Source organism: Frateuria soli (assembly GCF_021117385.1).
GTDB lineage: Bacteria > Pseudomonadota > Gammaproteobacteria > Xanthomonadales > Rhodanobacteraceae > Frateuria_A > Frateuria_A soli.
On the sequence record NZ_CP088252.1, the window covers coordinates 336,356 to 352,143 of the forward strand.

Genomic DNA, 15,788 nt, shown 5'->3' on the forward strand with positions numbered 1-15,788 from the left:
CCGGGGAGAGGGAGCTAGAGGCTCAGCCTTCCAGCTCGCTCCAGCGCGCGTAGGCGGCGTCGAGCTCGGCCTGCAGCTTCGCGAGGGCCTCGTTGGCCTGCACGATGGTGGCGCTGTCCTGCTGGAAGAAGGCCGGCTCGTTCATGGCCGCGGAGCGCTGCGCGACTTCGTTTTCGAGCTGCTCGATGCGCGCGGGCAGCAGCTCCAGCTCACGCTGGTCCTTGAAGCTCAGCTTGCGCCGGGCGGGAACCGGCGCGGGGGGAGCGATCGGACTGGCCGCGGGTGCCGGTGCGCTCCTCGCAGGGGCCGGGGCCGGCACCGGCGCCGGTGCCGCCGGCCGCTGCCGAAGCCAGTCGCTGTAGCCACCCACATACTCGCCGACCCGACCCTTGCCCTCGAGTACCAGCGTGCTCGACACCACGTTGTCCAGGAACGCGCGGTCGTGCGAGACCAGCAGCAGCGTGCCCTGGTATTCGGTCAGCAGTTCCTCGAGCAGTTCCAGCGTCTCGACGTCCAGGTCATTGGTCGGCTCGTCCATCACCAGCAGGTTGGACGGCTGGGCGAACAACTTGGCCAGCAGCAGACGGTTGCGCTCGCCTCCGGAAAGGCGGGTGATCGGCGCGCGTGCGCGCTCGGGCGAGAACAGGAAGTCCTGCAGGTAGCCGATGACGTGCTTGCGCTGGCCGCCGAGCTCGATGTACTCGCGGCCCTGCGCCACGTTGTCCAGCGCGTTGAGATTCTCGTCCAGCTGCACGCGGTGCTGGTCGAAATAGGCGATCTGCACGCCGGTGCCGAGCTCCACCGTGCCACGCTCGGGCGTCAGCTCGCCGAGCATGATCTTCAGCAGCGTGCTCTTGCCCGCGCCGTTGGGGCCGATGATGCCGATGCGGTCGCCGCGCATCACCGTGGTCGACAGGTCCTCGATCAGCACGCGCCCGCCGTAGCTCTGGTGCACGTGGTCGAGCTCGATGACCTTCTTGCCCGAGGCCTGCGCGTTGGCCAGCGTCATCTTCGCGTTGCCGGCCAGTTCGCGCCGCTCGGCGCGTTCGCGGCGCATCGCCTTGAGCGCGCGCACGCGGCCTTCGTTGCGGGTGCGCCGGGCCTTGATGCCCTGGCGGATCCACACTTCCTCCTGCGCCAGCTTGCGGTCGAAATGCGCGTTGGCCTGGGTCTGGGCGTGCAGGCGTTCCTCGCGGCGGCGCAGGTAGTTGTCGTAGTCGCCGGGCCAGTCGGTGAGCTGGCCGCGGTCGATCTCCACGATGCGCGTGGCCAGCGCGCGCAGGAGGCTGCGGTCGTGGGTGACGAACACGATCGAACCGTCGAAGGACTTGAGGAAACCCTCGAGCCAGTCGATCGCCTCGATGTCCAGGTGGTTGGTCGGCTCGTCCAGCAGCAATACGTCGGGCTTCTGCACCAGCGCCTGCGCCAGCAGGACGCGGCGCTTCATGCCGCCGGAGAGCGCGGCGAAGTCGGTCTCGCCCGGCAGCTCCAGGCGTGCGATCACCTCGTTTACCCGGCGGTCAAGATCCCAACCCTGGCGCGCTTCGATCTCATGCTGCACCTCACCGAGCGCAGCCAGGTCGCCGGCGGCCAGCAAATGGTGGTAGCGCGCCAGCAAGTGGCCAAGGTCGCCCAGTCCCTCGGCCACCACGTCGAACACCGAGCCGGCGGTGGACTGCGGAACTTCCTGCGCCATCCGCGCCACCATGGTGCCGTTCTGCACCCTCACTTCACCGTCGTCCGGGTGCAATTCCCCGGCGATCAACTTCATCAGTGTGGATTTCCCCTCGCCATTGCGGCCGACCACGCAGACGCGTTCGCCGCGCTCGATCGACAGGTCGACATCGGCAAGCAGGAGGGGGCCGCCGATGCTGAAATCGACGCGCTGCAATTGGATCAGGGACATCCGCCGATTGTAATTGATGTGCATCCTGCGGATGCGGCGTGCCCAAGGTTCATGAACGTGCTCATGGTCGGGAAGGGCCTTGGCGCCGAGGATCCCCATGCGCATCGCCCAGATCACTCCGCTCTGCGAATCGGTCCCGCCACGGCTCTACGGCGGCACTGAACGCATCGTGGCCTGGCTCACCGACACCCTGGTCGAGCTGGGTCACGAGGTCACCCTGTTCGCCAGCGCCGATGCGTGCACGCGTGCCGAGCTGGTGGCGGTGCGCGACCAGGCGATCCGTCTCGATCCGACGCCGGACAAGTCCGAACTGGCGGCGCACCTGTCGATGCTGCAGGAAGTGCGGCGGCGAGCGGACGAGTTCGATGTGCTGCACTTCCACGTCGACATGCTGCACTTTCCGATGTTCGAGGATTGCGCGGGCCGCACGCTGACCACGCTGCATGGGCGGCTCGACCTGAAGGACCTGGCCGAGGTGTACCGGCGCTGGCCGCACTATCCGCTGGTCTCGATCTCGCAGCACCAGCGCCAGCCGCTGCACTTCGCCAACTGGGCCGGCACCGTGCACCACGGCCTGCCCGACGACCTGCATCGCCCGCATCCGCGCCCCGGCGGCGGTTATCTGGCCTTCCTCGGCCGCATCTCGCCGGAGAAGCGCCCGGACCGCGCCATCGCGATCGCGCGCGCTTCCGGCATGCCGCTGAAGATCGCCGCCAAGGTCGACCAGGCGGACCGGGCCTACTTCCATGAGGAGATCCAGCCGCTGCTGGAGGATCCGCTGGTGGAGTTCATCGGCGAGATCGGCGATGCGGACAAGGAGGACTTCCTCGGCAACGCCGTCGCGCTGCTGTTTCCGATCGACTGGCCCGAGCCCTTCGGCCTGGTGATGATCGAGGCGATGGCCTGCAGCACGCCGGTGATCGCCTGGAACTGCGGCTCGGTGCCCGAGGTGATCGACGAGGGCGTCAACGGCTTCATCGTCGAGAGCGAGGCCGAGGCGGTAGAGGCGGTACGGCGCCTCCCGCAGATCGACCGGCGGCAGGTGCGCGCCTGCTTCGAACGGCGTTTCTCGGCCGAGATCATGGCAAGCAACTACGTGGACCTTTACGAACGACGCTGCCGCGTCGCGCCGGCGCTGCCGGCGTGGCCGGTGGCCTGGGAGGCGGCACGATGAGTGAAGCGACGCAAGACGACGAAACCCCTTCGGCTGGCACCTCGCGCGGACAGTACTCGCTCAAGTCCGGGGACACTTTCGTCGTATGCGATGCCTTCGGCGACATCCGCGGCCATTCAAGCGGCCTGTTCCATAACGACACCCGGCTGCTGTCCACCTTCACCCTGGACCTGGGTGGCAAGCCGCCCTCGCTGCTCAGCGCGGCGATCGCCCACGACAACGTGCTGTTCACCGCCAACCTGTCGAACAAGCCGCTGCCGCCGATGGGCGAGCGCGCCACCCCGCAGGGGGTGATCCACCTGCAGCGCACGCGCTTCCTGTGGGATGCGCGGATGTACGAGCGCATCGCCTGCGTCAACTACGGCGACAGCGACGTGCAGGTGACGCTCACGCTGCATTTCGCGGCCGACTTCCGCGACATCTTCGAGGTGCGCGGTACGCCGCGACGCAAGCGGGGTACGCTGCATCCGCCCAGGGTCGACGAACGGTCGGTCGCCCTGCGCTACGACGGCCTGGACGGCGTGACGCGCTGTTCGGTGATCTGCCTGTCGATCCCGCCCGACCGGCTCGACGGCGATACGGCCGAACTTGCGCTGACGCTGCCCCGGCTGAGCAACACCGAGCTCTACGTGGAGGTCGGCCCCGAATGCGTCGAGCCCGGTCGCCAGCGCTTCCGCGCCGCTGCCGCCAAGGCGCGCCGCGCGATGCGCCGTCGTCGCGGCCACGGCGCCCGCCCGCGCAGCAACGCGCGGCTGTTCAATGCGTGGCTGGAGCGCTCGCGCGCGGACATCGCGCTGCTGGTCAGCGAGTTCCCGACCGGGCCCTACCCGTGTGCGGGCATCCCGTGGTTCGCCACGCCGTTCGGGCGCGACGGCATCATCACCGCGCTGCAGCTCCTGTGGCTCGATACCGGCCTGGCCCGTGGCGTGCTGGGCTACCTGGCCGAGCACCAGGCGCACGAGACCTCGACGTTCCGCGACTCCGCGCCGGGCAAGATCATGCACGAGACGCGCAAGAGCGAGATGGCGGATCTGGGCGAGGTGCCGTTCGCGCGCTATTACGGTGGCGTCGATACAACGCCGCTGTACGTGATGCTCGCCGGCGCGTATGCCGAGCGCACCGGCGACGACGTGTTCATCGACAAACTGTGGCCCGCGCTCACCGCCGCGATGGGCTGGATCGAGCGCACCTGCGACCGCGACCCGCACGGCTTCCTGACCTACGCCCAGGGTGAGAAGGGCGGCCTGCTCAACCAGGGCTGGAAGGACAGCGAGGACTCGGTGTTCCATGCCGACGGACGCATTCCTCCCGCGCCGATCGCATTGGTGGAAGTGCAGGGCTACGTGTACGCCGCACTTGTCGCCATGGCCCGGCTGGCCGAGCGGCGCGGCGACGACGATTCGGCGGCCGGCTGGCGCCACCGGGCGCTTGCCCTGCGCAAGGCGGTCGAGGCGCTGTTCTGGGACGAGGAGATGTGCAACTACGGCATCGCCCGCGACGGCAACGACACCTTGTGCCGCGTACGCGCGTCCAATGTCGGACACCTGCTTTACGTCGGCCTGCCCAAGCTGTGGCGGGCGAAGAAGGTGATCCGCCAGCTCCGCTCGGCGCCGTTCGACAGCGGCTGGGGCGTGCGCACCCTGGCCATGCAGCAGGCGCGCTACAACCCGATGTCCTATCACGACGGCTCGGTATGGCCGCACGACGTCGCGATCTGTGCCGCCGGCATGGCGCACTACGGCGAACGCGAGGATGCGGTCCGCCTGCTCGGCGAGACGTTCGAGGCGGCGGTGCACTTCGGCATGCGCCTGCCCGAGCTGTTCTGCGGCTTCCCGCGCGCCACCGGCGAGCCGCCGATCGCCTACCCGGTCGCCTGCCTGCCGCAGGCCTGGGCCGCCGGTTCGGTGTTCATGATGCTGCAGGCGTGCCTGGGCGTGACGGTCGACGGCCGCCGCGGCGAGGTGCGCATCGAGCGCCCGCACCTGCCCCAGGGCGTCGATCGGTTGACCCTGGAAAAGCTGCAGGTCGCCGGCGAAACGATCGACCTGGGTTTCGAGCGGATCGGCTCGCGCACGGTGGCGTTCCGTGCGGGAGGTTCGGCCGACGTGCGGATCCTGGCCAAGGTCTGAGCAGCCGATGCGGTCCCCGATACGGGCAGCCAGCGGCTGAGCGCGCCGCCGGCCGCATCGCAACTGTGCCGGACGGGCCGGCGCCCCGGATGCCGTGGCATGTGATTTCCGCGTGAAATCGGAGCCATAATCCCGCCGGGACTGGGGGATCGCATGGCAGGGCAGCTGACCGATCGCTACGTGGAGGCCAAGCGCATCGCCATGGCGGCGATGGACGTGGATGTGTCCGCGCGCGCCGCCCTGATCGAAGAACACGTGGGCGGCGACGCCGAGCTCGAGCGGGAGGTGCGCTGGATGCTCGAGGCGATCGAGCGCACGCACACCGCCACCCTACCGTTCTCGCCGTCCCATGTGCTGCCCGATCTCAGCGGCCAGCAGGCGCAGGCCACCGCACCGCGCAACTACCGCATCCTGCGCCTGCTCGGCGAGGGCGGCATGGGCATGGTGTACCTGGCCGAGCGCTGCAACGAGGGCTTCTCCCAGCAGGTCGCGCTGAAGTTCCTGAGCGCGTCCGCGCAGGGTTCGCCGATCCTGCACGAGCGCTTCAGCCAGGAGCGCCGGCTGCTGGCGCGGCTGGAACATCCCGGCATCGCGCGGCTGCTCGACGGCGGTGTGATGGACGACGGCCAGCCGTTCCTGGCGATGGAGTATGTCGAAGGGCGGCGCATCGACGAGTGGTGCGAGGCGCATGCGCTCTCGCTCAACGAACGCATCGTGCTGTTCCTGAAGGTCTGTGATGCGGTGGAGTTCGCCCATCGCAACCTGGTGATCCACCGCGACATCAAGCCGGCCAATATCCTGGTCACCGCGGACGGCATGCCCAAGCTGCTGGACTTCGGCATCGCCCGCCTCATCGAGGAGGGCGGGCAGGTACTGGCCACCGCGACCGCGGCGCACGCGCTGACACTGGCCTATGCCAGCCCCGAGCAGATCGAGCAGCAGCCGCTGACCACCGGCGCGGACGTCTATTCGCTGGGCGTGGTGCTCTATCAGTTGATCGCCGGACGCCGTCCCTACCAGCACCTGATCACACCGCATCTGTTGTCCAACGCCATCGTCGGTGGCCAGGTCGAGGCGCCCAGCCGCAGCCTGCGCGCGGCGCCGGCCGGGCTGCGCCGGTCGCGGCGGTCGATTCCGGCCGACGTCGACGCGATCGTGCTGAAGGCGCTGCGTCGGCAGGTCAGCCAGCGCTACGCCAGCGTGGCGGAGTTCGCGCAGGACCTGCGCCACTACCTGGCCCAGCGTCCGGTAAAGGCGCGTCGCGGCCGCCAGTGGTACCGGTTCCGGCGCTACGTCCAGCGCAACCGCTGGCCCCTGGCCGCGGCCACCATGGTGCTGGCGGCAGTGTTCGCCGGCCTCGCCGCCTCGCTGCTGGCGCTGGCGCAGACGCGCGCCGCGCAGCGACTGGCCGAGCAGCGCCAGCACGACCTCGAGCGCATGGTCGACTTCCAGCAGTCGACGCTGCAGAGCGTGGACATCGACGCGATGGGCCATGCGCTGACCGACGACGAGCGCACGCTGGTGCTCGCACGCTTCGACGCGCTCGGTGGAAAGCCGGCCGAGCGGCGGCAACTGGAGCAGGCGTTCGCCGGCATTGCCGCCTCGGGGCCGGCACGCGATGCGCTGGACACCTACGTGGTGAGCCACGCGCTGGCGCGGCTTGACAGGGACTTCGCCGATGCGCCGCTGCTTGCCGCGGACATTCGCCAGTCGCTGGCTCGCGTGCTGCTGACCATCGGCAGCTATGCGCATGCCGCCGTGGAACTTCGCAACGTGGTCGCGGTTCGCGCGCAGCACCTGCGCAACGATGACCGCATGCTGGTGTCGGCGCGTGTGGACCTGGGTGAGGCCCTGTACCGCGGCGGTCGTCTCGACCAGGCGGCAGAAGCGTACGAAAGCGCCTTGCCGGCCGCGGCGGCGTTGCCTCCGGCCGATCCGCTGCAGGTGGCCGCGCTCTCCGGGCGGGCCCGCGTGCTTGCCGCGCAAGGCCATCTCAGCCAGGCGCTGAACCGGCAGGAGGCGCTCTACGCCGGCTTGGCGCCGCGCCTGCCGGCCACCGACGAAGGCCTGTTGCGGTTGCGCCGGGACCGCGTCGAAACCCTGACCCAGCTGGGCGAGCGCGACCGTGCGCGCGTGGAACTGGAATACCTGGTGCCGCTGTACCGCCAGGTGTTCGGCGTCGAGCATCCGGAAACCCTGGCCACCACGCTCACCCTGGCCCGGCTGCTCTATTCGCAGGACAACGAGTACGAGCGCTCGCTCGCGCTGGCGCAGAGCGTGGCGGCGATCCGCGAGCGCCGCCTGGGTGCCGACCATCCGCTGACCCTGCAGGCGCGTGCGCTGGCGGCATCGAACGAGGTACGCCTGGCGCTCGATCCGGCGACCATGGAACAGGTGCATGCGCGCCTGGAGACGATCATCCAGGGCTACCGCCGTGTGCTGGGCCCGGGCAACCCGCAGACGCTGGAGGCCATGACCGACATGGTGCGGCTGCTGTCCAAGCAGGACCGTTATCCCGAGGCCATCGCGATGGAACGCCAGATCCTCGCCGGCCGCAACCGCACGCTGGGCCCGGACCACGTCAGCACCCTGTACGCGCGCGGCAGCCTGGCCAGCCTGCTGTGCGAGAACGGGCAGTACGCCGAGGCCGGCAGGCAAGGCCAGCAAGTCCTGGACGCGCTTCGCCGCCAGCTCGGCGACGATCACCCGATGACGCTGGCGACCTACGACCTGGTCGGGCGCATCGAGGCCGGCGCCGGGGACTGGGCGCTGGCGCGCGATGCCCACGGCAGGGCGCTGGAGGGGCGCGCACGCACGCTCGGCAACACCGACGCGCACACCATCGAGAGCGCGTCGCGGCTGTACGTGGTCCTGCGCAAGCTGCACGACGTCGCGGCCGCGCAGCGCGTGGCCATGACCTACCTGCAGCCGGTCATCGCGATGAACCCCGATGACCTCAACGCCGGCATGCGCAGCGTGCGCGACGAGGCGCTGGAGGCGATCAGCAGGTAAGGCGTCACGCCGGAGCGGCTTCCGCGCCGGCGGAGCGCCGGACGGTTTCGCCTGTCGCCAGCCGGCGTGAACCCGGCCACTCCGCTTCGCGGAGGGCTCGCCGCCGGCAAGCGGACTCGACCGGACGGGCTCGACATCCCTGTTACAAAACTTCGGCACGACAGCCATTTGCGGGCCAAAGTTCTGGCTATTCGGAGGCGCCCTGCATTAAGGTTGGCTCAACGTTACATGACGTCGTCGGCGGCGGCGGGGAACAAAGGTGTGAACTCAGAATCGCTTTCGCTCAGCAGGCTCGGCGCTTTGTGGATCGTCGCCCTGTTGTGGCTGGTCGCCAGCACGGCGCATGCCGGCCAGGCAGCCATCGTGGTCGACGCCACCACCGGACGCGTGCTGGGGCAGGTCAACGCCGACGAGCAGAACTACCCCGCCTCGTTGACCAAGATGATGACCCTCTACCTCACCTTCCGTGAGCTCGATGCCGGCCGCCTGACGCTTGGGGACAACCTGCCGGTGTCGCGCTGGGCAGCCAACCGGGAGCCGAGCAAGCTGGGCCTGCGTCCGGGAAAGACCATCTCGGTGCAGGACTGCATCCTGGCGATGGTGACCAAGTCGGCCAACGACGCGGCGAGCGTGGCGGCGGAAAGCATCGGCGGCTCCGAGGCGGGCTTCGCCGACATGATGAACGCACAGGCGGCACTGCTGGGCATGGCCAACACGCACTTCGACAATGCCTCGGGCCTGCCCGACCCGGACAACGTCTCGACCGCGCGCGACCTTCTGACGCTGGCGATGGCGCTGTACCGGGATTTCCCGCAGTACGCGCACTACTTCTCGACCACGCAGTTCACCTTCGAAGGGCGCGTGGTCCACGGGCACAACCACCTGATGGACCGCTATGACGGCATGGACGGCCTGAAGACCGGCTACACCGCGGCGTCGGGCTTCAACCTGGCCTCCACCGCCGTGCGCGACGGTCACCGCCTGTTCGCCGTCGTGCTGGGCGGGCGCACCGCGACCAAGCGCGACCGGCTGATGGCGAGCCTGCTCGACGCCGGCTTCGAACAGACCGAAGCGGCCGCCGCCCTGGCCGCCGCCGGCCAACCGGGTACCGGCGTGGCCCGCCGCGTGCTGGCGGCGCTTTCGCCCATCGCCAACGCGGAGGCCGATCCGGCGCCGGCATCGTCGCCGCGGCGTGCGAAGCACCACGGCAAAGCCAAGACGGCCCACCGCTCCGGCCATCGTGCAAGCCAGCACTCGGTCAAGCTGGCCAACCGCAAGACCCGGCATGCGGCAGCCGCCAAGAGCGGCGACGACTGAGGCTGAACTTCCGGGATAGGTGGAAACCTTTTCGCCAGCGCCATAAAAAAAACCCGCGGCAGGCCGCGGGTTTTTTTGTCGCCCGAAGACGCGCTTACTTGCGCTTGCCGTTCAACCCGGCGTCGGCGCGCAGGGCCTCGGCCCGGTCGGTCTTCTCCCACGAGAACGCGGTGAAGGCGGAGCCGTCGGCGGCCTTCACCTCGTAGGGCTGGCGGCCGAAGTGGCCGTAGCTGGCGGTCTGCTGGTACATCGGGTGGATCAGGTCGAGCATCTTGATGATGCCGTACGGGCGCAGGTCGAAGTGCCTGCGGATCAGCTTCTCGATCTTCTCGTCGGCGATCTTGCCGGTACCGAAGGTGGTGATCGAGATCGAGGTCGGCTCGGCTACGCCGATCGCGTAGGAGACCTGCACCTCGCAGCGGTCGGCGAGGCCCGCCGCGACCACGTTCTTGGCCACGTAACGCGCCGCGTAGGCAGCCGAACGGTCGACCTTCGACGGATCCTTGCCCGAGAACGCGCCGCCGCCGTGGCGGGCCCAGCCGCCGTAGGTGTCGACGATGATCTTGCGCCCGGTCAGGCCGCAGTCGCCCACCGGGCCGCCGATCACGAACTTGCCGGTCGGGTTGATGTGGAACTTGGTGCCCTTGTGCAGCAGCTTGGCGGGCAGCACCGGCTTGAGGATCTCCTCGCGCACCGCCTCGACCAGGTCCTTCTGCTTGATGCCCGGGTCGTGCTGGGTCGAGAGCACGACGGCGTCGATGGCGACGGCCACGTCGTTCTCGTAGCGCAGGGTGACCTGGCTCTTGGCATCCGGGCGCAGCCACGGCAGCGGCGAGTTCTTCTTCTTGCGGATCTTCGCCTGCTGCTCGACCAGGCGGTGCGAATAGTAGATCGCCGCCGGCATGAACTCCTTCGTTTCATTGGTCGCGTAGCCGAACATCAGGCCCTGGTCGCCGGCACCCTGTTCCTCGGGCTTCTTGCGGTCCACGCCCTGGTTGATGTCCGGCGACTGCTTGCCGATCAGGTTGAGCACGCCGCAGGTGGCGCCGTCGAAGCCGACCTCGGAGGAGTCGTAACCGATGTCCAGGATTACCTTGCGGGTCAGGCCCTCCAGGTCGATCCAGGCGGAGGTGGTGATTTCGCCGGCGACGATCGCCACGCCGGTCTTCACCATCGTCTCGCACGCCACGCGCGCGCGCGGATCCTGCGCAAGGATCGCGTCGAGGACGGCGTCGGAGATCTGGTCGGCGACCTTGTCCGGATGGCCTTCGGAGACCGACTCGGAGGTGAAGAGGTAGTTGCTCATCGCGGGATATATCCTTCCTTTCGGATACAAAGATAAAGAAGTCGCGCATGATACACGCGGCTGCGGCGGATTGCAGGCCAGCGTACTACCCGGGGGAGCAGGTTTCATACCTGTTCAGGTGGCGGACGGCTGGACGGCCAAATGTCCGGTTGGCTTTTTTTTCCGGAGAGGCACCGCACCCGGCGAGACGGTGATGTGCGCGCCGCCGCGCCCTGCGCCCCCTCCCCTCCGGGGAGAGGGCCGTGGTGAGGGCGCCCTCGCGACCATGACAGCGGGTGCGAGCCTTGAAGCAGGCAAGGCCTGTATGGAAGTTCCCCGCGAGCCCCGGCCCCTCAACCCAACCCTCTCCCAGGGGGGGAGAGGGCCTGCGTCTGGCGACGGGGATGCGCGCGCCGCCGCGCCCTGCGCCCTCTCCCCTTCCGGGAGGGGGCCGGGTGAGGGGCACCCTCGCGACCATGGCAGCGGGTGCGAGCCTTGAAGCAGGCAAGGCCTGTATGGAAGTTCCCCGCGAGCCCCGGCCCCTCACCCAACCCTCTCCCCGGAGGGGAGAGGGCTCGTATCGGCAGCGTGTCAGGCCGCGGCGCGCTGGAGTTCGCCCAGCCCGGCGAAGTATTCGGTGGTCAGACGCAGCTGCTCGGCGGCCGTTTCGGCCCGGTTGACCACGTGCCGGAACGCCGCATTCTCCGGCCGGTCCCTGGCATACCAGCCCAGGTGCTTGCGCGCGATGCGCACGCCCGCGTGCTCGCCATAGAAGGCGTACAGATGTTCCAGGTGGCCGAGCAGGATCGCGCCGATCTCGGCCGGCGTGGGCTCGGGCAGCTTCGCGCCGGTGGCGAGGTAGTGCGCGATCTCGCGGAAGATCCACGGCCGCCCCTGCGCGCCGCGGCCGACCATCACCGCATCCGCCCCGGTCACCTCGAGCACGTGGCTGGCACGCTCGGGGCAGGCGATGTCGCCGTTGGCGAGCACCGGGATGCGCACGGTGGCCTTCACCGCGGCAATGGTCTCGTACTCGGCCTCGCCCTCGTACCTGTCTGCGCGTGTGCGCCCGTGCACCGAAAGCGCGGCGATGCCGCTGTCCTCGGCGATGCGCGCAATGCTGAGCGCATTGCGGTGCTCGCGATCCCAGCCGGTGCGGATCTTCAGCGTCACCGGCACCTCGACCGCGCTGGCCACCGCCTGGCAGATGCGCGCCACCAGCGGCTCGTCCTGCAGCAGCGCCGAGCCCGACCAGACGTTGCACACCTTCTTGGCCGGGCAACCCATGTTGATGTCGATGATCTGCGCGCCGTTGGCCACGTTGAAGCGCGCCGCCTCGGCCAGCATGGCCGGGTCGTAGCCGGCGATCTGCACGCTGACCGGTTCGGGCTCGCCGGCATGGTCCATGCGGTGCAGCGACTTGCGGGTGTGCCACAGCTTGGGATCGGCGGTGGTCATTTCCGACACGGCCAGCCCCGCGCCCAGCCGTTTGCACAGCAGGCGGAAGGGTTTGTCGGTGACCCCGGCCATGGGTGCGAGCACCACGCGCGGGTCGATGCGGTAAGGGCCGATCTGCATCCGGCCATTGTACCGGTGGCGTGCCAGGGACCGGTCGACTCTCGTGCGGAGGAGCGAACCACCCGCGATGTACCGCCGGGTCGTCGTCCTCAACCTCGCCTTTTCCTGCGCGCACGCCAGAACAGGTAGCCGGTGACCAGGAAGAACGGCGGCAGCAGCCCGGACACGATCACCAGCGCGTGCCAGAGTGGGCCGGTGGTGCCGGCGTGCAGCGGGTAGATCGCGTTGTTTACCCGCACGCCGGTGTCGGCGCGGGTGGCGTCCGTCACGCCCAGCACCCGGGCCTCGTACGGGTCGAGCCAGATCAGGCTGCGGCCGGTCGGATTCCATTCGCCCGGCACGCGGGCGCGCAGCGTGACCCGGCCGTCGCGCTCGCCCGGGAAGGAGAGCCGTCCCAACGCGGCGCCCGGCAGCGCGTGTCGCGCGGCGGCCAGCACGGCGGACCAGTTGATCGCTTCCTGGCGCAGCGCGATGGCCACCGGCTGGGACGGCTCGGTCCTGTCGCCGAACAGGGCCTGCAGCGCCTTGCGGGTGCCGCCGTGGTAGCACATCAACGTGCCGGTCAGGGTCACCAGCAGCAGCACGGGCAGGCTCAGCGCGCCGAAGCTGCGGTGCCAGCTCAGCCAGCGCCGCACCGGCGGCTGCGCGTGCGGTGTCAGGTGCGCCAGGAGGCGGCTGCGCCCGGGCCACCACAGCACCACGCCCGAGATCAGCATGAAGAGGCTCGACCAGCCGAACACGCCGAGCCAGGGTTCACCCGCGTGGCCGGCGAGCAGATGCGTATGCCAGTCGCGCAGGGCGAGCAAGGGGTCGTTGCCAGGCGTGCGGGTGAGCAGTAATTCGCCGTTGGCCGGATCGAGGTAACGGCGCACGCCGCCGTTGAAATAGAGCTGCCATACCGGCAATCCGGCGTCGGGCAGGTCGGCGCTGCGCAGGCCCCGTGGCGACCATTCGCGCGCGATGCGGTCAAGCACCGCGGCTTCCTGTGCCGGCGTCGGCAGCGCATGCGCTGCCAGTTCCGGATGCGACGCGCGCAGCAGCGGACCCTGCAGCGCCAGCAGGCTGCCGCTCAGGGCGACGAGCGCGTAGACCGTGCCCACACTCAGGCCCAGCCACAGGTGCAGCCTGCGCAACCAGTGGCGCCACCCGAAGGTGGCGCGGGTCGACGTGCCCCGGGTCGCGCTATCGCGCCTGACGGTATCGCGCATGCTCAGAAAATCTGTTGCCAGGCGAGCGAGAGCGTGCGGCCGCGGCCGGCGAAGTACGAATCGTCGTCGCCCACGGTCTGTGACACATAGTTGATGTGCTGCCTGTTGGCGAGGTTCTGCACGCCCAGCGTCCAGTCGCCGGCGGCGCCGGTGTGCCATTTCACGTACGCGTCGGCGGTGACGTAGCCGTCGAAATGCGCGGTGCGCCGACCCAGCGTGGCGAAGTCACGCCCTGCCAGCCGCGAGAGCTGCAGGTAACTCGACAGCGCGCCGTTCCAGCGCTGGGTCCATGAGAGATTCAAGCGGTTCGGCGCGATGTTGGCGCCGTCCAGATCCGAGTCCACCCGGCCGTCGCCGTTGCGGTCGGAGCGGCCGTGGTTGATCGCGTAGGATGCGTCGATCCGCGTGCCTTCGCGCGGCGTCCAGCCGGCGCGTGCTTCCCAGCCGCTGATCTCGGTGCGCTGACGGGCCACGTTGTAGACCTGGTTGGGTGCGTCGAACACCAGCAGGGCGCCGAGCCTGGAGGTCGAGGTCCAGTAGCTGACGCGCGCGTTGAAGGCGGCCCCGGCGTACTCGGCGCCCACTTCGCGGTTGTCCGAAACCACCGGCTTGAGGTCGAGAAAGTCGCCCACGCGCCGGCCCGGCACGCTGATCGCGCGCAGCACGCGGCCGACGTCGGGCAGGGTGTAGCCCTCGGCGTAGCTGGCGAACAGGTTGACCGCGTCGCTCAGGTACCAGACCGCGCCGATGTTCGGCAGCGTCTTGCTGAAGCTGCGCGAGCCGCCTTCGACGACCACGCCGCCGTAGGAAGCCAGCGTGCGGAAGGTCGGCACCTCCAGCCGGCCGTGTTCCTGGCGCAGGCCGGCGTTGATCGACAGCGCCTGCAGCGGCCAGTACTCGGCCTGCGCGAACGGCGCCCAGCCGGTGTAGGTGCTCTCGGGCACCCAGTCCCGCCCGGTCTGCGCCAGCGACTGGTGGGTGCGGTCGCGGTAGCCGTCCGCACCGGCCAACACGGTCAGTGTGTCGTCGAGCAGGCCGCGGCGCGACCACGACAGCCGCGCGCCATCCTTGACCGACTCGTTCTGCGACTGGTCGAACACCAGCGGGCCGTAGGCGGGATCCTGGAAGGTGCCGAAGGTGCCGCCGCCGAACAGCTCGCGGTTGCGCTGGTGGTAGAGCTGCACGCGCAGCTCGCCTTCGGCCAGTTGCGGGTCGCGGTAGTCCAGGCTGGTGGTGAGCACGCGGTTGCGCGGGGCCAGGCCCGGCTGCTTCCCGCGCACGGAGGTGGTCGGGATGCCTGCCTCCATGTCGCCGGAGACCGCGGTGTAGTCGCCGTCACCCTCCAGGTCGAAACGGTTGGCGGTGAGCTGCAGCCGGCGCTCGCCGGCGAAGGTATAGCCGAGCTTGGCGAAGACGTCCCGGCTCCTCGAATCCATCAGGTCGCCCTGGGTGCCGTCCACGCCGATCAGACGCCCGCGCGCATCCGAGTACATGCCGCGCTTGCGCCAGGAGGCGCCGGCGACCATGTCGAACGCGCCGGAGCGTGCGCCGATCAGCCATGTGCCGCCGTATCCCAGGCCGTCGGCGCCCTGGGTCGGCGCGCTGGCATCGAGCGTGACTTCCTGGCGGACGCCATCCTGCGCTGGCGCATGCCTGGTGATGATGTTGATGATGCCGCCGGCGGCCCCCAGACCCTGCAGCGAGTTGGAGCCCTCGACGATCTCGATCCGCTCGATCATTGCCGGATCGATGGTGTAGCCGTCGCGCGAGCCGTTGCGCAGCGGACTGGACTGCGGCACGCCGTCGATCATGTACAGCGGGTTGCGCCCGCGCAGGGTCTGGCCACGCACCGAAAGCTTCTGGGTGGAGGGCGCGAAGGAGGGCACCAGCGCGCCGATGGCGTCGCCCAGATCCGGCGTGATCGCCAGCTGGTTGGCAAGATCCTGGTGGTCGATCACGGTGATCGTCATCGGCAGCGCGCCCTGGCTGCGCGGCAGGCGCAGGGTGCTTTCGGAGACCTGGACCCGCTCGAGGGTGGTTGCCTGCGGCACGTCAGCCGCATGCAGCGGGGCGGCCAGGGCCAGAATCAGGGCGAGCGCGAGCGGACGTGCGGACGACGGCATGACAGCCTCCGGTGGGCAAGGCTGCGCATGCTAATGAAAATGATTCTCAACAACAA

9 protein-coding genes are annotated in these 15,788 nt (G+C 69.4%); 4 read left to right on the plus strand and 5 right to left on the minus strand.

What is annotated here, in order from left to right; translation table 11 throughout:
- Window positions 1-22 precede the first annotated feature (22 nt).
- Window positions 23-1,906, minus strand: a complete 1,884-nt coding sequence (locus LQ771_RS01460; protein ID WP_231350644.1) for an ATP-binding cassette domain-containing protein — start codon at window positions 1,904-1,906, stop codon at window positions 23-25.
- Between the two features lie 97 nt (window positions 1,907-2,003).
- Between LQ771_RS01460 and LQ771_RS01465 the strand changes: the two genes are divergently transcribed.
- The 4 genes from LQ771_RS01465 to LQ771_RS01480 all read left to right on the plus strand — a co-directional run bounded on the left by LQ771_RS01465 (window position 2,004) and on the right by LQ771_RS01480 (window position 9,538).
- Entirely contained in the window at window positions 2,004-3,080 is a 1,077-nt protein-coding gene (locus LQ771_RS01465; RefSeq protein WP_231350645.1) for a glycosyltransferase family 4 protein, read from the plus strand.
- A complete protein-coding gene (locus tag LQ771_RS01470) occupies window positions 3,077-5,209 on the plus strand; it encodes an amylo-alpha-1,6-glucosidase (protein WP_231350647.1) in 2,133 nt (710 codons plus the stop codon). The genes LQ771_RS01465 and LQ771_RS01470 overlap by 4 nt, the downstream gene beginning before the upstream one ends.
- Before the next feature lie 153 nt (window positions 5,210-5,362).
- On the plus strand, window positions 5,363-8,221 hold the full coding sequence (locus tag LQ771_RS01475) for a serine/threonine-protein kinase (RefSeq protein ID WP_231350648.1): 2,859 nt from the start codon (window positions 5,363-5,365) through the stop codon (window positions 8,219-8,221).
- Between the two features lie 261 nt (window positions 8,222-8,482).
- Window positions 8,483-9,538: a D-alanyl-D-alanine carboxypeptidase family protein gene (locus LQ771_RS01480; RefSeq protein WP_231350649.1), complete on the plus strand. Its 1,056-nt coding sequence runs from the start codon at window positions 8,483-8,485 to the stop codon at window positions 9,536-9,538.
- A gap of 94 nt (window positions 9,539-9,632) precedes the next feature.
- On the opposite strand, the gene metK is transcribed toward LQ771_RS01480, so the two are convergent.
- The 4 genes from metK to LQ771_RS01500 all read right to left on the minus strand — a co-directional run bounded on the left by metK (window position 9,633) and on the right by LQ771_RS01500 (window position 15,732).
- Window positions 9,633-10,844 carry a methionine adenosyltransferase gene (gene metK / locus LQ771_RS01485; RefSeq protein ID WP_231350651.1) on the minus strand — a complete coding sequence of 404 codons (1,212 nt, stop codon included), beginning with the start codon at window positions 10,842-10,844 and terminating at the stop codon, window positions 9,633-9,635.
- Window positions 10,845-11,414: 570 nt separating this feature from the next.
- Window positions 11,415-12,401, minus strand: a complete 987-nt coding sequence (dusB, locus tag LQ771_RS01490) for a tRNA dihydrouridine synthase DusB (protein WP_231350652.1) — start codon at window positions 12,399-12,401, stop codon at window positions 11,415-11,417.
- An 89-nt stretch (window positions 12,402-12,490) separates the two neighbouring features.
- Window positions 12,491-13,609 carry a PepSY-associated TM helix domain-containing protein gene (locus LQ771_RS01495; RefSeq protein WP_231350653.1) on the minus strand — a complete coding sequence of 373 codons (1,119 nt, stop codon included), beginning with the start codon at window positions 13,607-13,609 and terminating at the stop codon, window positions 12,491-12,493.
- Between the two features lie 2 nt (window positions 13,610-13,611).
- Window positions 13,612-15,732, minus strand: a complete 2,121-nt coding sequence (locus LQ771_RS01500; protein ID WP_231350654.1) for a TonB-dependent receptor — start codon at window positions 15,730-15,732, stop codon at window positions 13,612-13,614.
- Window positions 15,733-15,788 lie beyond the last annotated feature (56 nt).

What these genes read in the sequence shown, in the direction of transcription:
- LQ771_RS01460 (WP_231350644.1), bottom strand. Translation starts at nt 1,906, where the DNA reads ATGTCCCTGATCCAATTGCAGCGCGTCGATTTCAGCATCGGCGGCCCC.
- metK (WP_231350651.1), bottom strand. Translation starts at nt 10,844, where the DNA reads ATGAGCAACTACCTCTTCACCTCCGAGTCGGTCTCCGAAGGCCATCCG.
- LQ771_RS01465 (WP_231350645.1), top strand. Translation starts at nt 2,004, where the DNA reads ATGCGCATCGCCCAGATCACTCCGCTCTGCGAATCGGTCCCGCCACGG.
- LQ771_RS01475 (WP_231350648.1), top strand. Translation starts at nt 5,363, where the DNA reads ATGGCAGGGCAGCTGACCGATCGCTACGTGGAGGCCAAGCGCATCGCC.
- dusB (WP_231350652.1), bottom strand. Translation starts at nt 12,401, where the DNA reads ATGCAGATCGGCCCTTACCGCATCGACCCGCGCGTGGTGCTCGCACCC.
- LQ771_RS01495 (WP_231350653.1), bottom strand. Translation starts at nt 13,609, where the DNA reads ATGCGCGATACCGTCAGGCGCGATAGCGCGACCCGGGGCACGTCGACC.
- LQ771_RS01470 (WP_231350647.1), top strand. Translation starts at nt 3,077, where the DNA reads ATGAGTGAAGCGACGCAAGACGACGAAACCCCTTCGGCTGGCACCTCG.
- LQ771_RS01500 (WP_231350654.1), bottom strand. Translation starts at nt 15,732, where the DNA reads ATGCCGTCGTCCGCACGTCCGCTCGCGCTCGCCCTGATTCTGGCCCTG.